Source organism: Janthinobacterium sp. SUN120 (assembly GCF_030397735.1).
Lineage (GTDB): Bacteria > Pseudomonadota > Gammaproteobacteria > Burkholderiales > Burkholderiaceae_D > Janthinobacterium > Janthinobacterium kumbetense.
The window spans coordinates 1,770,361-1,791,200 of sequence record NZ_JAPUBW010000001.1; the positions used below are offsets into that span (position 1 = coordinate 1,770,361).

19 protein-coding genes are annotated in these 20,840 nt (G+C 61.1%); 8 read left to right on the plus strand and 11 right to left on the minus strand.

What is annotated here, in order from left to right; translation table 11 throughout:
- Positions 1-37 precede the first annotated feature (37 nt).
- The 3 genes from folP to O0879_RS07755 all read right to left on the minus strand — a co-directional run bounded on the left by folP (position 38) and on the right by O0879_RS07755 (position 3,743).
- The gene (gene folP / locus O0879_RS07745) at positions 38-871 is read right to left on the minus strand and encodes a dihydropteroate synthase (protein WP_289915751.1); all 834 of its coding nucleotides are present in this window, start codon (positions 869-871) and stop codon (positions 38-40) included.
- A 105-nt stretch (positions 872-976) separates the two neighbouring features.
- Positions 977-2,857 carry an ATP-dependent zinc metalloprotease FtsH gene (gene ftsH, locus O0879_RS07750; protein WP_035817778.1) on the minus strand — a complete coding sequence of 627 codons (1,881 nt, stop codon included), beginning with the start codon at positions 2,855-2,857 and terminating at the stop codon, positions 977-979.
- A 202-nt stretch (positions 2,858-3,059) separates the two neighbouring features.
- Positions 3,060-3,743 carry an RlmE family RNA methyltransferase gene (locus tag O0879_RS07755; protein WP_034757436.1) on the minus strand — a complete coding sequence of 228 codons (684 nt, stop codon included), beginning with the start codon at positions 3,741-3,743 and terminating at the stop codon, positions 3,060-3,062.
- A 42-nt stretch (positions 3,744-3,785) separates the two neighbouring features.
- Between O0879_RS07755 and O0879_RS07760 the strand changes: the two genes are divergently transcribed.
- A complete protein-coding gene (locus O0879_RS07760; RefSeq protein ID WP_010397237.1) occupies positions 3,786-4,256 on the plus strand; it encodes a YhbY family RNA-binding protein in 471 nt (156 codons plus the stop codon).
- 98 nt (positions 4,257-4,354) lie between these two features.
- On the opposite strand, the gene O0879_RS07765 is transcribed toward O0879_RS07760, so the two are convergent.
- The 6 genes from O0879_RS07765 to O0879_RS07790 form a co-directional block, all read right to left on the minus strand.
- On the minus strand, positions 4,355-4,798 hold the full coding sequence (locus tag O0879_RS07765; RefSeq protein ID WP_289915752.1) for a DUF4149 domain-containing protein: 444 nt from the start codon (positions 4,796-4,798) through the stop codon (positions 4,355-4,357).
- Positions 4,798-5,274 carry a transcription elongation factor GreA gene (gene greA / locus O0879_RS07770; RefSeq protein WP_034757428.1) on the minus strand — a complete coding sequence of 159 codons (477 nt, stop codon included), beginning with the start codon at positions 5,272-5,274 and terminating at the stop codon, positions 4,798-4,800. The genes O0879_RS07765 and greA overlap by 1 nt, the downstream gene beginning before the upstream one ends.
- A 163-nt stretch (positions 5,275-5,437) precedes the next feature.
- Positions 5,438-8,668, minus strand: a complete 3,231-nt coding sequence (gene carB / locus O0879_RS07775; protein ID WP_099664494.1) for a carbamoyl-phosphate synthase large subunit — start codon at positions 8,666-8,668, stop codon at positions 5,438-5,440.
- Positions 8,661-9,839 (minus strand): glutamine-hydrolyzing carbamoyl-phosphate synthase small subunit, encoded by a 1,179-nt coding sequence (carA, locus tag O0879_RS07780; RefSeq protein ID WP_251351224.1) that lies wholly within the window; start codon positions 9,837-9,839, stop codon positions 8,661-8,663. The genes carB and carA overlap by 8 nt, the downstream gene beginning before the upstream one ends.
- Positions 9,840-10,134: 295 nt before the next feature.
- Positions 10,135-10,542, minus strand: coding sequence for a heme-binding protein (locus O0879_RS07785; protein ID WP_034786036.1), 408 nt, complete (start codon positions 10,540-10,542; stop codon positions 10,135-10,137).
- A gap of 59 nt (positions 10,543-10,601) precedes the next feature.
- Positions 10,602-11,513 (minus strand): patatin-like phospholipase family protein, encoded by a 912-nt coding sequence (locus O0879_RS07790; protein ID WP_289915753.1) that lies wholly within the window; start codon positions 11,511-11,513, stop codon positions 10,602-10,604.
- 238 nt (positions 11,514-11,751) lie between these two features.
- Between O0879_RS07790 and O0879_RS07795 the strand changes: the two genes are divergently transcribed.
- The 5 genes from O0879_RS07795 to O0879_RS07815 all read left to right on the plus strand — a co-directional run bounded on the left by O0879_RS07795 (position 11,752) and on the right by O0879_RS07815 (position 17,089).
- A complete protein-coding gene (locus O0879_RS07795; protein WP_289911560.1) occupies positions 11,752-12,195 on the plus strand; it encodes a hypothetical protein in 444 nt (147 codons plus the stop codon).
- A gap of 119 nt (positions 12,196-12,314) precedes the next feature.
- On the plus strand, positions 12,315-12,977 hold the full coding sequence (locus O0879_RS07800; protein ID WP_289915754.1) for a hypothetical protein: 663 nt from the start codon (positions 12,315-12,317) through the stop codon (positions 12,975-12,977).
- Between the two features lie 14 nt (positions 12,978-12,991).
- Positions 12,992-13,261: a barstar family protein gene (locus O0879_RS07805; RefSeq protein ID WP_289915755.1), complete on the plus strand. Its 270-nt coding sequence runs from the start codon at positions 12,992-12,994 to the stop codon at positions 13,259-13,261.
- A 352-nt stretch (positions 13,262-13,613) separates the two neighbouring features.
- Entirely contained in the window at positions 13,614-15,320 is a 1,707-nt protein-coding gene (leuA, locus tag O0879_RS07810; RefSeq protein ID WP_099664506.1) for a 2-isopropylmalate synthase, read from the plus strand.
- A 167-nt stretch (positions 15,321-15,487) separates the two neighbouring features.
- Positions 15,488-17,089, plus strand: a complete 1,602-nt coding sequence (locus O0879_RS07815) for a methyl-accepting chemotaxis protein (protein WP_289915756.1) — start codon at positions 15,488-15,490, stop codon at positions 17,087-17,089.
- 5 nt (positions 17,090-17,094) lie between these two features.
- Here O0879_RS07815 and egtB read toward each other — a convergent pair whose 3' ends face one another.
- Positions 17,095-18,336 (minus strand): ergothioneine biosynthesis protein EgtB, encoded by a 1,242-nt coding sequence (gene egtB, locus O0879_RS07820; protein WP_289915757.1) that lies wholly within the window; start codon positions 18,334-18,336, stop codon positions 17,095-17,097.
- Positions 18,337-18,345: 9 nt separating this feature from the next.
- Positions 18,346-19,338 (minus strand): L-histidine N(alpha)-methyltransferase, encoded by a 993-nt coding sequence (gene egtD, locus O0879_RS07825; RefSeq protein ID WP_289915758.1) that lies wholly within the window; start codon positions 19,336-19,338, stop codon positions 18,346-18,348.
- Between the two features lie 322 nt (positions 19,339-19,660).
- Between egtD and O0879_RS07830 the strand changes: the two genes are divergently transcribed.
- Both O0879_RS07830 and O0879_RS07835 read left to right on the plus strand, forming a co-directional pair.
- Positions 19,661-20,353, plus strand: a complete 693-nt coding sequence (locus O0879_RS07830; RefSeq protein ID WP_289905495.1) for an ABC transporter ATP-binding protein — start codon at positions 19,661-19,663, stop codon at positions 20,351-20,353.
- A 181-nt stretch (positions 20,354-20,534) separates the two neighbouring features.
- Positions 20,535-20,822 (plus strand): hypothetical protein, encoded by a 288-nt coding sequence (locus O0879_RS07835; RefSeq protein ID WP_034786045.1) that lies wholly within the window; start codon positions 20,535-20,537, stop codon positions 20,820-20,822.
- The last annotated feature ends 18 nt before the right edge of the window (positions 20,823-20,840 follow it).

Here is a 20,840-nt window from a genome sequence, read left to right on the forward strand (position 1 = left end):
ATTTCTCTTTTTGTTGTTTATGATAAATCTTACAGGCTCAGTGTGCCATGCGCCAGACCTTCAGTGCATCGACGGTTTCAGCTACATCATGCACACGGATAATTTCCGCACCTTGCGCTACCGCAGCAAGTGCACCGGCGACACTGCCGGCCAGGCGCTGCTCGACGGGACGTCCCGTGACGGCGCCGATCATCGACTTGCGCGACAGCCCGGCCAGCACGGGCAGGCCCAGTTCGCTGCGCAACTGGCGCGTGGCGCGCAATAAGGCGTAGTTCTGCTCCACCGTCTTGCCGAAGCCAAAGCCGGGATCGACGCACAGGCGCTCGCGGGCGATGCCGGCCGCCGTCATCGTGTCGATGCGCTCGCGCAGGAAGTCGATGACTTCGCGCACCACGTCTTCGTACTGCGGCTGGGCTTGCATGGTTTCCGGCACGTTCTGCATGTGCATGATGCACAGCGCGCAATCGCTGTCGCGCACGGCGTCGACGGCGCCCGGCGCGCGGAAACCGTTGATATCGTTGATCATGTCGGCGCCCGCCAGGATGGCTTCGCGCATCACTTCCGGCTTGTAGGTGTCGACGGACAGGGGCTTGCCGCAGTCGCGCAAGGCGTACAGCACCGGCATGACGCGCTGCAGCTCGTCTTGCAGCGGCAGCGGCGGCGCGCCGGGACGGCTCGATTCGCCGCCGATGTCGATGATGTCGACACCGTCCATGATCATCTGCTCGGCGCGGGAAATGGCAAATTCCAGGTGCTGGTACTGGCCCGCATCGGAAAACGAGTCGGGCGTGATGTTCAGGATACCCATCACCAGCGCCTGCGTGCCCTGCAGGTTGAAGCCGAAACGGCCGAATTGCAAATAGTGTCGCATGTAAATCTTTGTAGTCGTCAGGAAAAAACTGCGGCGGCAACGAAAAAGGGCAAGGATTGCTCCTTACCCTTCTCTTGCATGCCGCTAATCAGGCAGTGGTCGCTATCAGGCTGGCGCCGTCACGTTAGGCGAGATGCCGCCCGTGCCGCTGTCGCCCGCATTGCGGCGTGGCGGGATGACTTTCGGTGGACGCGGCTCCAGGCCGGCCATGATGTCATTGATTTGCTCTGCATCAATGGTTTCCCATTCCAGCAAGGCTTTGGTCATCATTTCGACCTTGTCGCGGTTGCCTTCCAGCAAGGTGCGCGCCAAAGCATATTGCTTGTCGAGAATGTTGCGGATTTCAGCATCGACCTTTTGCTGCGTCGCTTCCGAGATCGTCTTCGTGGCGCCGCCGAAGAAACCTTCGTTTTCGCTGTCTTCGTAGACCATCACGCCCATGCTGTCGGACATGCCGAAGCGGGTCACCATGGAACGGGCCAGCTTGGTGGCGCGCGAAAAGTCGTTCGACGCGCCCGTGGACATTTGTCCCACGAAAATCTCTTCGGCGATACGGCCGCCGAACAGGATGGAAATTTCTTCCAGCATCTTGTCCTTGTAGGCGGACAAGTTGTCGTGTTCCGGCAACTGCCACGTCAGGCCCAGGGCCCAGCCGCGCGGCATGATCGTTACCTTGTGCACGGGATCGGCCTTCGGCAGCAGCTTGGCGACGACGGCGTGACCGGACTCATGGTAAGCCGTATTGCGACGCTCTTCCTCGCGGATGATCATCGATTTACGCTCTGGACCCATGTAGATCTTGTCTTTCGCATCTTCGAAGTCCGCCATTTCCACCAGGCGCTTGCTGCGGCGCGCAGCGAAAAGGGCTGCCTCGTTGACCAGGTTGGCCAGGTCCGCGCCCGAGAAACCGGGGGTGCCGCGGGCCAGGATATCGGCTTTCACGTCGGTACCGATAGGTACTTTGCGCATGTGCACGTTCAAGATCTGCTCGCGGCCGCGGATATCGGGCAAGCCGACGGACACCTGGCGGTCGAAACGGCCCGGACGCAGCAGCGCTTTGTCGAGCACGTCGGCGCGGTTGGTGGCGGCCACGACGATCACGCCGGAGTTCGCTTCAAAACCGTCCATCTCGACCAGCAACTGGTTCAAGGTCTGTTCGCGTTCGTCATTGCCGCCGCCCATGCCGGCGCCGCGGTGACGGCCGACAGCGTCGATCTCGTCGATGAAGATGATGCATGGCGAATGCTTTTTCGCGTTTTCAAACATGTCGCGCACGCGGCTGGCGCCCACGCCGACGAACATTTCCACGAAGTCGGAACCGGAAATCGAGAAGAACGGCACCTTGGCTTCGCCGGCGATGGCGCGCGCCAGCAGGGTTTTACCCGTGCCCGGAGGACCGACCATCAGTACGCCGCGGGGAATGCGGCCGCCCAGTTTCTGGAATTTGCTCGGATCCTTGAGGAAGTCGACCACTTCGTTGACTTCTTCTTTCGCTTCGTCGCAACCGGCGACATCGGCGAAGGTGACGGTGTTGCTGGCTTCATCCATCATGCGCGCCTTCGACTTGCCGAACGAGAATGCCCCGCCCTTGCCGCCGCCTTGCATCTGACGCATGAAGAAGACCCAGACGCCGATCAACAGCAGCATGGGGAACCAGGAAACAAAAATAGTTTGCAGGAAAGACGCTTCCTCGGGCGGACGCACATCGAAATGCACGCCATTGTCGCGCAAGTCGCCGATCAGGCCCTTGTCGAGGCTGGTGGCGGTGGTACGCACCTTGGTGTCGTCCATCAGCTTGGCGGTGATCGACGAACCTTCGATCACGACATCCTTGACGCGCTTGGCTTTGACTTCATCCAGCAAATCGGAATAAGCGATGGCCTTGCTGCCGCCTGTGGCGCCATGACTGTCGAATTGCTTGAACAGCATGAACAACAGCAGCAATACGACTACCCAGATGGCAGATTTGGAAAACATGTTATTCACGAAGACTCCTTGGATGCAGTGCGCATCTCTTTACCTATAGCTAGAAACACGATTTTACTCGCAATAAGCGGGCCGTGCCAAAGCCCGCCGATCCGTGCGCGCGAAAAAATCGCGTTCACGCAAAAAAATGCAGTATAAACAATTTAGGCTTTTATGCCATCAGACGCTACTGCACTTCTCGTTCCCATGTGCGGATTCCCTCTTAAATATCAAGGGCGGAATCATCTTCTTCCACGGCATTTTTCAGCGGATTCTTGATTCCACGGCCCATCAGGAAGATTTCCGACGATTTATCGCGGCTGGCCTTGGGCTTTTTCTGCACGACGACCTTGAATTCGGCGCGGAATTTCTCCACGATCTGGCTGAAACCCATGTCCTTGAAGCATTTCACCAGCAGCACGCCAGACGGCTTCAGGTGCAATTGCGAGAATTCGATGGCCAGGTCGATCAAGTGTTCCATGCGCGCGGCATCCGCCGTGGCGATGCCCGACAGGTTGGGCGCCATGTCCGACAGGACCAGGTCGACCTTGCGGCCCTGCAACACCACTTCCAGCTGGCGCAGCACGCGCGCTTCGCGGAAGTCGCCCTGGATGAAGTGGAAATCGGCGATCGGCTCCATTTCCAGCATGTCCAGGCCAATCAGGGTACCATTGACCCCGCCGCCGTCCTTGCCGGCCAGCTTGCGCCGCGTGTACTGGGCCCAGCTGCCAGGAGTGCAACCCAGGTCGACGATCACCTGGCCAGGTTTGATCAGTTTCTCGTCTTCATCGATTTCTTTCAGCTTGTATGCTGCCCGGGCGCGGTAGCCCTCTTTTTGCGCCAACTTCACATATGGATCATTTATGTGGTCGTGCAACCAGTTTTTGTTTAATTTCTTCTTTGCCATTCGCGTAGAATACTGCTTTTAAGGGAATTACTAAATATTATTATGCTAAAACTTACACCCGTAGAGCGCAGCGCACTGCGCGCCGAAGCACACGCGCTGAAGCCTATCGTCATTATTGGCGAAGCGGGCTTGACACCTGCTGTCCTCAAAGAGATCGACCTTGGCCTGGATTCGCACGGTCTGATTAAAGTCCGCGTGTTCGGCGACGACCGCGAAGCCCGCGTCGGAATGTACGATACGATTTGCGGCAATCTCGGCGCCGCCCCGGTACAACATATTGGCAAACTGCTGGTAATCTACCGTCCGAAAAAAGAAGTGGTTAAGGAGAAGGTCAGCGCCGGCAAAGGCATGCGCGAAGTGACCATCGTCAAGGCCAGCGCCAGCGGCACCAAGCGCCCGAGCGTGACGAAAGTCATGATCAAGGGCAATGAGCGCGTTACCGAAGGCGGTTCCATCAAGCGTGCCAAGCCACGTCAGAAAAGCGCCAAGAAAAGCGCACTGGGCAGCAAGTAAGCCTGTTCACCCGGCCACCGCAAGGCGGCCGGGCTTGAAACAAGAAGCGGAGCACGGGATATTCCCTGCTCCGCTTTTTTATTGCTGCTGAATCAAGATTACTGTTGCTTCCAGATCAGCACGCCCGCCAGCAGGCTCTGCACGGCAAAGATCAGGGTCGACACGCCATGCAGCATGCCGAAGCGGCTGCGCATGGCCTCGTCCATGATGCCCGACGGCGCTTGCGCCTTGAGTTCGGCCATCAGGGGCGAAATGCCGAAATGGCTGAGCAGCGCGCACACCAGCATCGACAGTACCAATGCGGCCAGCAAACGGCGGCGCTTGAGTTCCAGCGCGCCGGGAGCCCATTGCAACAGGGCCAGCAGCACCAGCGCACAGGCGATGGACAGCCAGGCCTCGGCGCGGAACATGCTGCCAGCAATATTGCCCGCCAGCACGCGGTCACTGAGGGTGCCGAACAGGGTGGGCGCCACGATGAAGCCGATGGTCCACAGGCTGCCGGCCCACAGGGTGGCAACGAGGAGGCGCACGCGCGTCAGCATCAGATGTACAGCACTTCCAGGATTTCGTATTCACGCGGGCCGGACGGCGCCTGCACTTCCACCACGTCGCCGGCGTACTTGCCGATCAGCGCGCGGGCGATCGGGGACGTCACGGAAACCTTGTTCATTTTCAAGTCGGCTTCATCGAGGCCGACGATCTGGTACGTGACTTTCTGGCCCGATTCCAGGTCTTCCAGGTTCACGGTCGAGGCAAACACCACGCGGCCTTCCGCGTCGAGCGCGGTCGGGTCGATGATTTGCGCTGCGCCCAGCTTGCCTTCGAGCTCGGCGATGCGGCCTTCGACGAAGGCCTGGCGTTCCTTGGCGGCATCGTACTCGGCGTTTTCCGACAAATCTCCGTGCGAACGCGCTTCGGCGATCGCATCGATGACGATGCGGCGTTCCTTGGTCTTCAAATGATGCAGCTCTTCCTTCAAGAGTTCTGCGCCGTATTTGGTCAATGGGACTGAGGTCATGTTATCTCTACTATCTGCTAGTTATCGGCGCCGCTGTCCGTGTTTTGCCACGGTTAACGGACTTACCAAGTGAAAACCACAGAGGCCGCGCGCTGCTCTGCACGGAACTCTGTGGTTGATAAGCATGCAGTGTACCGCCTAACGGCGGCCACTGCAAACGCACTTAGTTCAAGGTCTTGTGCAGACCTTGCAAATCGTACACACGCAGCTCATCCAGGTGGCGGATGCCTTCGACGGCCGCTTCCGCGCCGGCGATGGTGGTGTAGGTCGTCACGCGCGACGCCAGGGCCGACGTGCGGATGGCCCGCGAATCGACGATGGCGCTGCGTTTTTCTTCCACGGTGTTGATCACCAGCACGATTTCATGGTTCTTGATCATGTCGACCACGTGCGGACGGCCTTCGATCACCTTGTTCACTGGCGTGACGGCGATGCCGGCAGCAGCGATCACGGCGGCGGTACCCTTGGTGGCGACCACGGTGAAGCCGGACTCGACCAAGTCACGCGCCACTTGCACGGCGCGCGGCTTGTCCGACGCTTTCACGCTGATGAAGACCTTGCCCGATTTTGGCAGGTTCACGCCGGCGCCCAGTTGCGATTTCACAAACGCTTCGCCGAACGTCAGGCCCACGCCCATGACTTCGCCCGTCGATTTCATTTCAGGGCCCAGGATGGTGTCCACGCCAGGGAACTTGACGAACGGGAACACGGCTTCCTTGACGCTGAAGTATGGCGGCACGACTTCCTGCGTGATGCCTTGCGACGCCAGCGACTGGCCCACCATGCAGCGCGCGGCGATCTTCGCCAGTTGCAAGCCGGTGGCTTTCGAGACGAAAGGCACGGTGCGCGAAGCGCGTGGATTGACTTCCAGCACGAAGACGACGTCTTTCAGTTGGCCATCGATCTCTTGCTTCTGGATCGCGAACTGCACGTTCATCAGGCCAACCACATTCAAGCCCTTGGCCATCAGCGCCGTCTGGCGTTTCAGTTCTTCAATGGTTTCCGGTGCCAACGAGTATGGCGGCAAGGAGCAAGCCGAGTCGCCCGAGTGGACGCCAGCCTGTTCGATGTGTTCCATCACGCCGCCGATGAACGTCGTTTCGCCGTCGGAAATGCAATCGACGTCGCACTCGATGGCGTCGTTCAGGAAGCGGTCCAGCAGCACCGGCGAATCGTGCGAAACCTTCACGGCTTCGCGCATGTAGCGCTCGAGGTCGCGTTGCTCGTGGACGATTTCCATGGCGCGGCCGCCCAGCACGTACGATGGACGCACGACCAGCGGATAACCGATTTCCTGCGCCAGCGCCAAAGCGTCGGCTTCCGTGCGCGCGGTGCGGTTAGGCGGCTGGCGCAGTTCCAGCTTGTGCAGCATTTGCTGGAAACGTTCACGGTCTTCGGCCGCATCGATCATGTCGGGCGAGGTACCGATGATGGGCACGCCATTCGCCTCCAGGTCCAGCGCCAGCTTCAAAGGCGTCTGGCCGCCGTACTGCACGATCACGCCCACCGGTTTTTCGATGGCGACGATTTCCAGCACGTCTTCCAGCGTCAAGGATTCGAAGTACAGACGGTCCGAGGTATCGTAGTCGGTCGAAACCGTTTCTGGGTTGCAATTGACCATGATGGTTTCGTAGCCGTCTTCGCGCATGGCGAGGGCCGCGTGGACGCAGCAATAGTCAAACTCGATACCCTGGCCGATACGGTTCGGGCCACCGCCCAGCACCATGATCTTTTTCTTGTCGGTCGGATTCGATTCGCACTCTTCGTCGTACGTGGAGTACATGTACGCCGTGTCGGTCGAGAACTCGGCCGCGCACGTGTCGACGCGCTTGTAGACGGGACGGATGTTCAGCGCATGGCGCTGCTGGCGCACGGCCGTGTCGGTCGTCTGCAGCAGGAAGCCCAGGCGGCGGTCCGAGAAGCCCTTCTGTTTCAACTTGTACAGGGTGTTCTTGTCCAGGTTTTCCAGCTTTTGCGTATCGAGCCACAGTTCCAGGTCGACGATTTCCTTGATCTGGATCAAGAACCATGGGTCGATCTTCGTCAGGTTGTGCACTTCTTCCAAAGTGAAACCTTGGGCAAACGCATCGCCCACGTACCAGATGCGCTCAGGACCAGGCTCGCCCAGTTCTTCTTCGATCTTTTCGCGGTCCTTGGTCTTTTCATTCATGCCGTCCACGCCCACTTCCAGGCCGCGCAAGGCTTTCTGGAACGATTCCTGGAAGGTACGGCCGATGGCCATCACTTCGCCGACGGATTTCATCTGCGTCGTCAGGTGGTGGTCGGCGGTCGGGAATTTCTCGAACGTGAAACGGGGAATCTTGGTGACGACGTAATCGATCGACGGTTCGAACGATGCCGGCGTGGCGCCGCCCGTGATTTCATTGCGCAGCTCGTCCAGGGTGAAACCGACGGCCAGCTTGGCGGCGATCTTGGCGATCGGGAAACCCGTCGCTTTCGATGCCAGGGCCGACGAACGCGATACGCGCGGGTTCATCTCGATGACGATCATGCGGCCATCGACAGGGTTGATCGAAAATTGCACGTTCGAGCCACCCGTGTCGACGCCGATCTCGCGCAGCACTGCCAGACTGGCATTGCGCATGATCTGGTATTCCTTGTCCGTCAAGGTTTGCGCTGGCGCAACCGTGATGGAGTCGCCCGTGTGCACGCCCATCGGGTCGAGGTTTTCGATCGAGCAAATGATGATGCAGTTGTCCGCCTTGTCGCGCACCACTTCCATCTCGTACTCTTTCCAGCCCAGCAACGATTCTTCGATCAGCAACTCTTTCGTCGGCGAAGCTTCCAGGCCGCGCTTGCAGATGGTTTCGAATTCTTCTTCGTTGTAGGCGATGCCGCCGCCGGAGCCGCCCATGGTGAACGACGGGCGGATGATGGTCGGGAAGCCCAGGGTGCGCTGCACAGCCCACGATTCTTCCATCGAGTGCGCCACGCCGGAACGGGCCGAACCGAGGCCGATCTTGGTCATCGCGTCCTTGAACTTGGAACGGTCTTCCGCCTTGTCGATGGCTTCCGGCGACGCGCCGATCAGCTCGACGTTGTATTTTGCCAGCACGCCATTGTTGAACAGGTCCAGCGCGCAGTTCAGCGCCGTCTGGCCGCCCATCGTCGGCAGGATGGCGTCAGGACGCTCCTTGGCGATGATGCGTTCAACGACCGACCAGGTGATCGGTTCGATATAGGTCACGTCGGCCATTTCCGGATCGGTCATGATGGTCGCAGGATTGCTGTTGACCAGGATGACTTTGTAGCCCTCTTCGCGCAGGGCCTTGCACGCTTGCGCGCCGGAATAATCGAATTCGCAGGCCTGGCCGATCACGATCGGGCCAGCGCCAATAATCAGAATACTTTTGATATCTAAACGTTTAGGCATTTTTCTTTTTCTCCTCCGCAGCCATCAAGTTGATGAAGCGGTCAAACAGGTAAGCAACATCCATCGGGCCCGGCGACGCTTCAGGGTGGCCCTGGAAGCAGAAGGCCGGCTTGTCCGTGCGGGCAAAGCCCTGCAGGGAACCGTCGAACAGCGATTCATGGGTCACGCGGCAGTTCGCGGGCAAGGTTGCCGCGTCGACTGCGAAACCGTGGTTTTGCGAGGTGATCAAGACCTGTTTCGTTTCCAGGTCTTGCACCGGGTGGTTGGCGCCGTGGTGGCCGAACTTCATCTTCAGCGTTTTCGCGCCGGAAGCGATCGCCATGATCTGGTGGCCGAGGCAGATGCCGAAGGTCGGGATGCCCTTCTCAATCAATTCCTTGGTCGCCGCGATGGCGTAGTCGCACGGTTCCGGGTCGCCGGGGCCGTTCGACAGGAAGATGCCGTCCGGATTGAGCGCCAGGGCGTCGGCAGCCGTCGCTTGCGCGGGCAGCACGGTGACTTTGCAGCCGCGCGCCGTCAGCATGCGCAGGATATTGCGCTTGACGCCGTAGTCGAAGGCGACCACGTGGTATTTCGCGTCCGCGTCGGCCAGCTGGCCATAGCCTTCGCCCAAGGTCCATTCCGTTTCGCGGTACTCGTAGGCATCCTTGCTGGACACGACCTTGGCCAGGTCCATGCCGGCCAGGCCGGGGAAGGAACGGGCCAGTTCCAGCGCTTGCGCGGCGGATGGCTCGTTGCCTTGCGTACCGACGAGGATGGCGCCGCCCTGCGCACCTTTTTCACGCAGGATGCGCGTGAGCTTGCGAGTATCGATGCCGGCGATGGCGACGATATTTTCAGCTTTCAGGTAATCGGACAGGGAGAGGGTGGAACGGAAACTGGATGCCAGCAATGGCAGATCGCGGATGATGAGGCCAGCGGCGTGAACCTTGGAAGATTCGACGTCTTCCGGATTGACGCCCGTATTGCCGATATGCGGATAGGTCAGGGTGACCATCTGGCGGCAATAGCTTGGGTCGGTAAGGATTTCCTGATACCCGGTCATCGAGGTGTTGAAAACAACCTCGCCCGTGGTATGACCGGCGGCACCGATCGAAAAACCTTTAAAGATCGTTCCATCAGCAAGCGCTAATATGGCTGGAACGGCAGGGCCAGAAAAAAATGGCGGCAAGGGCAACTCCTGATAAAGTTACCGTAGCTGCGCCACGTCAGACCGACCGCCTAGATACCCGAGCCAGATGCACTCAGGGTGTTTCAACGGTCATTTTGAATGAGGGGATGGGTAGTCGCTACGGTATATGTGTGATTGGCTAAACCTTTGAATTATAACCAAAAGGAAGCTTTTCCACAAGGAAGAAAACTCGGAATCGGCGGCATTTTTTTGCGCAGCAGCATAAATCCCCCGCCCCATGAAAAAAGCCGCCCGGCTTGCGCGGGGCGGCTCATTCTGCAACTGCGGCTACTACTTAGGCCGTCAGGGCCGCAATGCCCGCTTTCGCGATTTGCGCATCTTCCGCCGACTTGACGCCCGAGACGCCGACGGCGCCCACGTAGTGGCCATCGAACACGATGGGCACGCCGCCTTCCAGCAAGCCGTCGATTTCCGGCGCGCTCAGGAACGAGACGCGGCCGCCGTTGATCATCTCTTCATAGATGCGCGATTCGCGGCGGCCCAGCGCGGCCGTCTTGGCTTTCGATGGGGCGATGTGCGACGAGATCGGCGCCACGCCATCCATGCGCTGCAGCCACAGCAGGTGGCCGCCGTCGTCGACGATGGCGATCGTGACCGCCCAGTTATTCTTGACCGCTTCCGCTTCGGCGGCGGCAGCGATTTTCTTTACGTCGTCCAGGGTCAAAATCGGTTTCGATTGCATGGTGCATCCTTGTTATGTTGAATCAAAATTGTATACGAAATGCGCAGCGGCGCTATCCCCTACTGCTCGCGCTTGGCTTTCAGCTTTTGCTTGAGCTGCGCCATCACGGCAAAGGTCGCCTGCTCGCCCGCCAGGATCGCCTGGTTGCGGCTGTTGAAATCGTTGCCCTTCATGGTGCCCAGGCTGGGCTGGATCACCACGTCCGCATCCTTCAGCTCGAACTGGTTGATGCGCTGGCCCATGATAGCGAAGGTCTGCATCAGCACTTCCATCGAGCTGATGGCCTTTTGCGTATCCGTTTGCGACGAAATATTCACGGCGATGATGAAATCGGCGCCCATGTCGCGCGCGAAGCGCACGGGCACGGGAGCGACGAGGCCGCCATCGACATAGGTGTGGCCCGCGATCGTCACGGGCTGGAACACGCCGGGCACGGCCGACGAGGCGCGCACGGCCATGCCGGTGTTGCCGCGCTGGAACAGGATCGGCTGGCCATTTTTGAGGTCGGTCGCCACCACGCCAAACGGAATTTTCAGTTTTTCCAGCGGCACGCCGCCCACGGCCTTGTTGACATAGCTTTGCAGCGCTTCGCCTTTCAGCACGCCGGACGACTTGCCGAACAGGGGCAAGGCCCAGTCGGAAATGGCCGCCTCGTCCATGTCGAACGCCATCTTTTGCAGGGCGAAGCCGGAATTGCCCGCCGCATACATGGCGCCCACCACGCTGCCCGCGCTGGTGCCCGTGACGATGTCGGCGTTGATGCCCTGCGATTCGAGCGCCTTGATCACGCCGATATGCGCGAAACCGCGCGCCGCGCCGCCGCCCAAGGCCAGGCCGATCTTGATCTTGCGTGGCGTGACGACGATGGACTCGGGTGGCGTCAATACCTGGATAGGTTTCGGGGCGGTGGTTTCGCAGCCGGCCAGCGCAAAGGCGGCCAGGGCAAGCAGGGTCAGGCGTTTAGGGAACATGGTGGAGAATGAGAACCGCGCGCGGCAGTGGCAACAAAGGAGAGCCGATTGTAGCGCAAGCGGGGCCGCCCGCACTGAAGGCCGCCTTAAATGTTTATAAATGACAAGATTCTGAATCGTGCGCGCCACTGCGGCTGCTAGACTGGCGCCTGGCTTACCGCATCATTAATGTTGTTTTTAATATAATTTATTGCGCGCACCAGCCTGGCGCCGCAAGCCAACCTATATTGATCGGCTTATGAAAACAGACCTGTTACGCCTCATCGCCCATCCATGCCTGCTCGCTGCCGCCCTGCTGGGTGCGGCCGGCGCCAACGCCGTCGCGGCGACACAGGGTGCCAATAACATCGCGGAGAAAATGGCGGGCTTTACCTGTACGGGGAACTTGCAGATGCCCATGGATCCGGGGGAGCACACGATAGCGCTCAGCTTTGACGCCCCCGACCAGCACGGGGCGCAAGGCACCCTCATGGTTGACGAGCGCGGCAAGGCGAGCAACTTCTACGACTGCCGGCAAAGCGGCGACAACCTCGCCTGCACATATGACGCGGGACCGGCCAGCGGCCCGCTGACCATGCGCTTTAGCGGCAAATTGAAGGAGGTAAAGGGCGAGATCAATTCCCCGTTTGAAAACAGCGCCACCATGCACTTTTCCGCACGCTGCCAAAAATCGGCGCAGTAGCCGCCAACCCTCCGGCGTCGCAGCGTCCGATGTATTGCTCAACCCTGCTTGCTCAACCCTGCCCCTGGCCTGGCAGGCAGTCAACCTATAAACTCTTCTCACTCGCCGAATCACAGAACATGTCTGACGCATATCAATTTTCCGACAGCCGCGCCTTGAGCGACCCGTTTACCCAACAGCTATCGCAGCAGCCGCCCGACGGCGCCCTCGCCTGGCTGACCGCCATCCTCGCCACGCAGGCGCCCGCGCTGCGCTCGTCGAACGCCACCTTGCTGGCCTACACGGGCAATCCGGCCGCCCTCGCCTGGATCGACGCCAATGTGGGCTCGCCCGTGGCGGGACAATGGGGCGTGGCGGCGGCGCTGCTGGGCACGCCGTGGCCGCGCATCCTGGACTGGCTGCAGCGCGGCGGCCCGCACCGGCTGATGGCGCTCGACACCTTGCTCGCCTACCGCAAGCCGGCCGTCAACATGTCGCCGCTGGAACAGATCGCCGCCCCCGTACTGCCGCAGACACCCGCGCGCGCCGAACTCGACGCCGCGCTGGCCGCCTGCCTGGCCGCCTCCGCGACGCCGCGCATCCAGGCGGCCGTCAACTCGATCCAGCAGCATGCGGACGACATCCTGCGCGGCGGCCCGCGCGGCGTGGCCGTGGCCGACTTGCCACGCCTGTATCTGGACCCGGCGCCATTCCAGGATGCGCCCGCTATCCTGGAACGGCACGAAACGGTGGTCGCCGGCATGCGTGCAAACCTGCAGAACTTGCTCAAGGGAATAGTGTGAAGAGACCAACCCTTGTGTCAATCGACTTGAGCGATATCAACTCGCCGCGCCAGCTGCACGCGGCGCTGGCCGCCGCACTGGGTTTTCCTTCCTTCTATGGCATGAACTGGGATGCTTTCCACGATGCCATCACGGGCCTGGTGGACATGCCGCAACAACTGGAGCTGCGCGGCTGGCCAGCCTTCGCCGCGCGCCTGCCCGACGAAGCGACCATCCTGCAGCGCATCCTGGCGCGCATGGCGCAAGATGCGCCGGACGGGGCGGCGCACGTGCATTACGTGTAGAACGGAAACGCTTGACAGCCCCGCCTGATTTCCCGTACATTAAGTGCATGTCCTCCTTCAAACATTCCTCCCCTTCCCTGCTGTCGCTATCGCGACTACTACTAGCACGCGCATAAGTTTGCCGCATTGCTTCGCCTGGCCACACGCCGGCGTGTTTCAAAAACCCTGGAAGGTTTGATGATGTTTGCACCATCCCCATTCGTACACGTAATCCCCACTGCGACCGCCCCCGCTGGCATCGTCGCTGCACTGCTATCGCTACCGATCGCTTGCCTGGCCTAGTGTTGCGTGGCCGCCCGGCAAGCTTGCGCCACAACCATTGATTTCCCCCTATCTTCAGGAGTACCCGATCATGATGTTGCAAAACCCAGCTTCCAAATACCGCGCCTTTCCTCCCGTCAAATTGACCGACCGTCAATGGCCAAACCAGATCATCAGCAAACCGCCTATCTGGATGAGCACCGACTTGCGCGACGGCAACCAGTCGCTGATCGAGCCGATGAGCGCGGAAAAGAAGCTGCGGTTCTTCGACATGCTGATCGCCATCGGCCTGAAGGAAATCGAAGTGGGTTTCCCATCGGCATCGCAGACGGATTTCGATTTCGTCCGCAAGCTCGTCGATGAAGGCCGCATCCCGGACGACGTCACCATCATCGTGCTGACCCAGTCGCGCGAAGAGCTGATCCGCCGCACAGTGGAGTCCGTCGTCGGCGCCAAGCGCGCCATCGTCCACCTGTACAACTCCGTGGCGCCCGTATTCCGCAAGGTCGTGTTCGGCATGTCGCGCGAAGAAATCACGAATATCGCCACCACCGGCACCACCCTCGTGAAGCAATTGGTGGCGCAGCATCCGGAAACGGAATGGGGTTTCGAATACACGCCGGAATCGTTCTCCACCACGGAACTCGATTTCTCCAAGCATATCTGCGACGCCGTCAGCGCCATCTGGAAGCCGACGCCGGCCAACAAGATGATCATCAACCTGCCGTCGACCGTGGAATGCAGCACGCCCAACGTGTATGCGGACCAGATCGAATGGATGTCGCGCAAGCTGGCCCGCCGCGATTCCATCATCATCAGCGTGCACCCGCATAACGACCGCGGCACGGCCGTCGCGTCGGCCGAGCTGGCCGTGATGGCGGGCGCCGACCGCGTGGAAGGCTGTTTGTTCGGCAACGGCGAGCGCACCGGCAACGTCGACCTCGTCACCCTGGCGATGAATCTGTACACGCAAGGCGTGCATCCGGGCCTGGATTTCTCCGACATCGATACCGTGCGCAAGTGCGTGGAAGAATGCAACCAGTTGCCCGTCCACCCGCGCCACCCGTATGCGGGCGACCTCGTGTTCACGGCTTTCTCCGGTTCGCACCAGGATGCGATCAAGAAAGGTTTCGCCAAGCAAGAAGCCGGCGCCATCTGGGAAGTACCGTACCTGCCGATCGACCCGGCCGACCTGGGCCGCAGCTACGACGCCGTGATCCGCGTCAACAGCCAGTCCGGCAAGGGCGGCATGGCGTACTTGCTGGAACAGGAATACGGCCTGGTCTTGCCGCGCCGCCTGCAGATCGAATTCTCGCGCGCCGTGCAAGCCGTGGCCGACGCCACGGGCCGCGAAATCGCCGCGCAGGATATCCACGACATCTTCCAGCGCGAATACCTGGAGCAGACGGCGCCGTACGCCTACGCTTCGCACCGCATGGTGGAGGACACGAGCAGCGACGAATCCGTGCAGATCGACATCAGCCTGTCGCACCGCCAGACGCCGCTGGCCCTGCAAGGCGGCGGCAACGGTCCCATCGATGCCTTCGTCAATGCGCTGGGCCTGGACATCAAGCTGATGGATTACCATGAGCATTCGATCGGCTCCGGCGCCAATGCGCAAGCGGCTTGCTACGTGGAATTGCGCCTCGACAACGGCCCGACCCTGTTCGGCGCCGCCATCGACAGCAATATCGTCACCGCCTCGTTCAAGGCCGTGCTGTCCGCCGTGAACCGCCGCATCGGGCAAACGGAAGCCGAAAAAACAACAGCGGCCGACGTGGCTGCCAGCGCCGCCTAAGCAATTTCGGCGCGCTCCAGAGGGAGAAAAAGCGGTACGGCTTGATCGCCGTGCCGCTTTTTCATTTCTATAGGGCAATTAGTAGTGCAAATCAGGTATCACCAGCCGTATAATTGTTTCATAACAAGACCACCGGAGACAGATCATTAGCTACCGAGGGAATCAGTATGAAATTAACGGATATGAAGATAGGCGTGCGCCTGGGTGCCGGTTTTGGCGTGGTGCTGCTGCTGATGGCAGTGCTGGTGGGCACGGGCCTGCTGCGCCTGGATAAGATCGGTGCGCTCAGCGAAGCCATCATCGAAAAAGACTGGGCCAAGGCCGACGCCATCGCCACCATCCGCAGTACCACGCGTTCGAACGCGGCACTGGTGCTGGAACTGTTCATCCATGAAGATCCCGCCCGCGCCAACGCCATCCACGGCGAAATCGACGCCAACAAGGCCACCATCACCGATGCGCTGGTCGTGCTCGACCGCCTGATCGTGCTGCCTGAAGGCAAGGAACTGCTGGCCACCCTGAAGCAACAGCGCAAGGCCTATGTCGTGTCGTTCAGCCAGGCCGACAAGCTGCTGGTGGCGGGACAGCGGGCGGAAGCGGCCGTGCACGTGCGCGACGACACCCTGCCCGCCCTGAACCAGTTGCAAAAGACGGTCAACCACCTGAATGAAATCCAGCGCGGCGTGGTCGTGCATGGCGGCCAGCAAATCAAGCAGAATATTTCCGCCGCCAATGTGCTGATGGCCAGCCTGGGCACGGCCGCCCTGCTGCTGGGCGTGCTCTTTGCCTGGTGGGTCACGCGCTCGATCACCACGCCGATCGCGTATGCCTTGCGCGTGGCGCAAGCCGTGGCCGGAGGCGATCTGAGCAGTAAAATCGTGGCCGACGGCAAGGATGAAGCGGGCCAGCTGCTGCAGGCGCTGCGCGACATGAACACCAACCTGGCCACCCTGGTGGGCCAGGTGCGCGGCGGTACGGGCACGATCGCCGTGGCGTCGAGCCAGATTGCCAGCGGCAATGCCGACCTGTCGGCCCGCACGGAAGCGCAAGCGAGCGCGCTGGAAGAGACGGCCTCCTCGATGATCGAGATGACGGGTACCGTGCGCAGCAACAGCGACAATGCGCGCCAGGCCGACAGCCTGGCACGCTCGGCATCGGCCATCGCGCAGCGCGGCGGCTCGGCCATGGCGGAAGTGATCGGCACCATGGACGCCATCAATGCCTCGTCGCGCAAGATCGTCGACATCATCGCCGTCATCGACGGCATCGCCTTCCAGACGAATATCCTGGCCCTGAACGCGGCCGTCGAGGCGGCACGGGCCGGCGAACAGGGACGGGGCTTTGCCGTCGTGGCTTCCGAAGTGCGCAACCTGGCGCAGCGCTCGGCGGCGGCCGCCAAGGAAATCAAGGAACTCATTGCCGACTCCGTCAGCCGGGTCGACCAGGGCGCGCAGCTGGTCAACCAGGCGGGCGCGACAATGGATGAAGTGGTGGCCAGCGTGGGCCGGGTCAGCGCCATCGTCGGTGAAATCAGCGTCGCCAACCACGAGCAAAGCGAAGGCATCGAGCAAATCAATGCCGCCATCATGCAGATGGATCAGACGACGCAGCAAAACGCGGCCCTCGTCGAGGAAGCGGCCGCGGCGGCGGCAGCCATGCATGAACAGGCGGGCGACCTGGAAACCCTCGTCAGCCAGTTCAAGCTGGAACGGAGCGCTGGAGGCCAATCGCCAGGCCGCCCTGCCCCGTCCGTTCCGCGCCTGCACTAAGCCGCTTATTCCACCTGGCGCGCCAGGCGGATGCCGGAAAATTGCCAGCGCGCACCGGCCGGGAAGAAATTGCGGTAGCTGGCGCGCGCATGGCCGGCCGGCGTGGCGCACGACGAGCCGCGCAACACGTATTGATTCAGCATGAACTTGCCGTTGTATTCGCCGAGCGCCCCGGGCGCCGTACGGTAGCCCGGATACGGCGCGTAGCTGCTGCTGGTCCACTGCCAGCAGTGGCCGAACATTTGCCGCAAGCCTGCGCCCGGCGCGCCGGCTGCCGGATGCAGCTGGCCCGTTTCCACGGCGACGCCTTGCGCCGCCACTTCCCACTCCGCTTCCGTCGGCAGGCGCGCGCCGGCCCAGTGCGCATAGGCGTCCGCCTCGAACAGCGATACATGCGTGGCCGGCGCCTGGAGATCGAGCGGCCGCAAGCCGAACAAGGTGAATTCCTGCCAGCGGCCCGCGTCATCGCGCTGCCAGTACAGCGGGCATTGCAACTGCCCGCTGCGCACCCAGTCCCAGCCTTCGGCCAGCCACAGGTGCGCCGTGCGGTAGCCGCCCGCCTCGATGAAGGCGAGATAGTCGCCATTCGTCACCAGCGCGCTGGCCAGTTCGAAGGGCGCCACGTATTGCGGATGGCGCGGCAATTCGTTGTCGAAGCAAAAGCCGTCGCCCGCATGCCCGATCTGCGCCAGGCCGCCGTCGAAGGCGAGCCAGGCCGTGGGCTGCGCGTGTTCTTGCGCTGGCGCAAGCCCGCTGTCCCCGCGCTCCAGGTAGGCGGGAAACAGGGCGCTTTGCGCCAGCAGATGCTTGACATCCGTCAACAGCAACTCCTGATGCTGCTGCTCGTGCTCGAGCCCCAGCGCCAGCAGCATGGTCAGCCGTTCGCGCTCGTCGCGCGCCAGTTCGCCCGCCAGCAGGCGCGCGATGCGCGCATCGACATTGGCCCGGTAGGCGCGCACGACCTCCATGCCGGGGCGCGTCAGCAAGCCCCGCTGGGCGCGCGGGTGCTTCTCGCCCACGCCGTTGTAATACGAATTGAACAGCACGCGGAAGGCCGGGTGGAAAGGCGCGAACGCCGCTTCCATGCTTTCCAGGATAAACGTTTCGAAAAACCAGGTGGTATGCGCGAGGTGCCACTTCACGGGACTGGCGTCCGGCATCGATTGCGCGCCGCAATCCTCGTCGGACAGGGGTTCGGCCAGCCGCAGAGAATGCTGGCGCACTTGATGGTAATGATCGATCAGCATCGTCGCCTTTTAGTCGCGAATCACGCGTGCGTAAATGACGGCAAACCACTGCTGCGGGTCCGTCCAGACTTGCACGGTGGAAAATCCTGCCTGCTCCAGCAAGCCGACGAAGGTGGCGCGCGTGTATTTGTAGCTGTCTTCCGTATGGATGCGCTCGCCTTTCGCGAAGCGCCGCTGGCCACCTTTCCAATGGACAACTTGTTCGCTGCGCGCTTCCAGGTGCATTTCGACGCGGCGCTCGTCGGCATTGAAAAAGCCGTGGTGCTGCCACGCGCGCACGTCAAAATCGGCGCCGATCAGCCCGTTCACGTGGCGCAGCATGTTCAGGTTGAAGGCGGCCGTGACGCCCAGCGCGTCGTCATAGGCGGCGTCGAGGATGGCGTCGTCCTTGACCAGGTCGACGCCGATCAGCAGGCCGCCATCGCCATCCGCATTCGCGCGCAGGCGGCGCAGGAAGGCGGTCGCTTGCTCTGGAGCAAAATTGCCGATCGACGAGCCGGGATAGAAGAACAGGCGCCTCGCCTCGCGCACGCTGTCGGGCAAGTCCAGGCGGCTGGAAAAATCCAGGCCCAGGCCCGTCATCTCGATGTGCGGAAAGCGCTGCTGCAGCCGGCTCAGCGATTCGCTGAGGAAATCGTAGGAAATATCCACGGCCACGTACTGGGCCGGGTGCAGCAGCGGGAACAGGCTGGCGGCCTTGGCGCAATTGCCCGCGCCCAGGTCGATCAGGGTGCTGCCCGGCCCCACGGCATGCGCGATCTCGGCGCCGTGGCGGGCGAAGATGGCCGCTTCCGTGCGCGTCGGATAGTACTCGGGCAAGGCGCAGATGGCTTCGAACAGTTTCGAACCGAGCGCGTCGTACAGGTACTTGGGCGAGGTCCAGGCCTGGCGCGCGAGCAGGCCGCTGCTGATCTCGGCTATCGTGGCAGGAGTGGCGCTGGCCGCCGCGGCGTGGCTGGCGGGGCGGAAATCGGACTGCTGTTGCGCAAGTGGCATGGTCATGGGCTGGCGTCGTCAATGTTAGGTTCACTAGTTTCACGAAAGGCTTGCACGGTCGGCCACCGGGCGCGCCGCCCCTGCCGTAGTGCTTGGCGGGCGCCTTGCCGATGACTTTTTTCCATCATAGCGGAATCCGCGCAAGCCAGCCGTGCGGCAGGTAACTTAGGGTCCATATCGGCGGCGTGCACGCAAAAGTGGTATTGCCAAGCAAAAAGCATAAGCCTGTCGTATACTACACATTGCCGGCCAAACAATCCGCGCCCCTTTGCAGTTCCCAGGCCCCCCTCTCCCCCGCGTGCCTCCCTTTACGATAGCCGTTAACACCATGCTCGAATTGCGCCATCTGTCGAAGTCCTATGCCAATGCCCGTCCCGTGCTGGCCAATATTTCCTGCCGTTTCAAGGCGGGGGAATTCATCGCCATCATGGGCGACTCGGGCGTGGGCAAGTCGACCTTGCTGAACCTGATCGCCGGCCTCGATACGCCCGACGCGGGTGCCGAAGCGCACCCTATCCTGGTGGACGGCATTGCCATGTCCAGCCTCGATGACGCCGCCGCCACCCGGCTGCGTCGCGCCCGCATGGGCTTTATTTTCCAGGCTTTCCACGTCTTGCCGCACCTGACCCTGCTGCAAAACGTGGCCCTGCCGCTGCTGCTCAACGGACTGCCCCAGGAGCGTGCCGCCAGCATGCTCGAGGCGGTCGGCCTGGGCGGACGCGGCGGCGACTTTCCGCAGCAATTGTCCGGCGGTGAAATGCAGCGCGTGGCCATTGCCCGCGCGCTCGTGCACAAGCCGGCGCTGGTGCTGGCCGACGAGCCTACCGGCAACCTCGACCCGGACACGGCACACGGCATCCTGCAATTGCTGCGCGCCGAAATCAAGGCCAACGGCAGTTGCGCGATCATGGTCACGCATTCGCTGGCCGCCGCCGAAATGGCGGACAGAACCATGATATTAACCAAAAGCGGACTACAAAATACAACAATCGTCAACCAAATTGATCAAACAATCAGTTAATTTAACTGACCATCTGTCACAAGTTTTGTTATCGTAGTATTATTGAAAACACTTGCCTGGTTATCAATGTTTTAACGCGAATGTTGTACTACGTCACCCAGACAGCCGTACTGCGATGACGAACTATAGCCGGGACCACCCAAAGTGGTCTCGTCCCTTGCATAACCTGAAGGAGGAGTAAATGAACGTTCGGCAAAAGAAGCTGGAAATGATTGAAGCGATGAACCGGGCGCGTGCGCTCGAACCATCGAGTTTTGTGCCCAACAAGCTGCTCGACACCCTGATCGAGAAGATGAACCTGAAAAATGATGCGGAACTGTGCCGTGTACTGGAAGTGCAGCCTCCCATCATCAGCAAGATTCGTCACGGCAAACTGTCGGTCGGTGCAACGATTTTATTGCGCATGCATGAAAAATCGGACATCACCATCCGCGAACTGAAGGAACTGTCCGCCACGCCAGTCCATTGAGTTACCCGCTGTTGTAAT

Excerpts from the sequence above, each read along its gene's own strand:
- O0879_RS07760 (WP_010397237.1), top strand. The coding sequence starts at position 3,786 with ATGCTAAAACTTACACCCGTAGAGCGCAGCGCACTGCGCGCCGAAGCA.
- O0879_RS07755 (WP_034757436.1), bottom strand. The coding sequence starts at position 3,743 with ATGGCAAAGAAGAAATTAAACAAAAACTGGTTGCACGACCACATAAAT.
- O0879_RS07830 (WP_289905495.1), top strand. The coding sequence starts at position 19,661 with ATGCTCGAATTGCGCCATCTGTCGAAGTCCTATGCCAATGCCCGTCCC.
- O0879_RS07800 (WP_289915754.1), top strand. The coding sequence starts at position 12,315 with ATGTCTGACGCATATCAATTTTCCGACAGCCGCGCCTTGAGCGACCCG.
- O0879_RS07815 (WP_289915756.1), top strand. The coding sequence starts at position 15,488 with ATGAAATTAACGGATATGAAGATAGGCGTGCGCCTGGGTGCCGGTTTT.
- egtD (WP_289915758.1), bottom strand. The coding sequence starts at position 19,338 with ATGACCATGCCACTTGCGCAACAGCAGTCCGATTTCCGCCCCGCCAGC.
- carB (WP_099664494.1), bottom strand. The coding sequence starts at position 8,668 with ATGCCTAAACGTTTAGATATCAAAAGTATTCTGATTATTGGCGCTGGC.
- O0879_RS07790 (WP_289915753.1), bottom strand. The coding sequence starts at position 11,513 with ATGTTCCCTAAACGCCTGACCCTGCTTGCCCTGGCCGCCTTTGCGCTG.
- leuA (WP_099664506.1), top strand. The coding sequence starts at position 13,614 with ATGATGTTGCAAAACCCAGCTTCCAAATACCGCGCCTTTCCTCCCGTC.
- O0879_RS07835 (WP_034786045.1), top strand. The coding sequence starts at position 20,535 with ATGAACGTTCGGCAAAAGAAGCTGGAAATGATTGAAGCGATGAACCGG.
- folP (WP_289915751.1), bottom strand. The coding sequence starts at position 871 with ATGCGACACTATTTGCAATTCGGCCGTTTCGGCTTCAACCTGCAGGGC.
- O0879_RS07785 (WP_034786036.1), bottom strand. The coding sequence starts at position 10,542 with ATGCAATCGAAACCGATTTTGACCCTGGACGACGTAAAGAAAATCGCT.
- O0879_RS07795 (WP_289911560.1), top strand. The coding sequence starts at position 11,752 with ATGAAAACAGACCTGTTACGCCTCATCGCCCATCCATGCCTGCTCGCT.
- O0879_RS07765 (WP_289915752.1), bottom strand. The coding sequence starts at position 4,798 with ATGCTGACGCGCGTGCGCCTCCTCGTTGCCACCCTGTGGGCCGGCAGC.
- greA (WP_034757428.1), bottom strand. The coding sequence starts at position 5,274 with ATGACCTCAGTCCCATTGACCAAATACGGCGCAGAACTCTTGAAGGAA.
- egtB (WP_289915757.1), bottom strand. The coding sequence starts at position 18,336 with ATGCTGATCGATCATTACCATCAAGTGCGCCAGCATTCTCTGCGGCTG.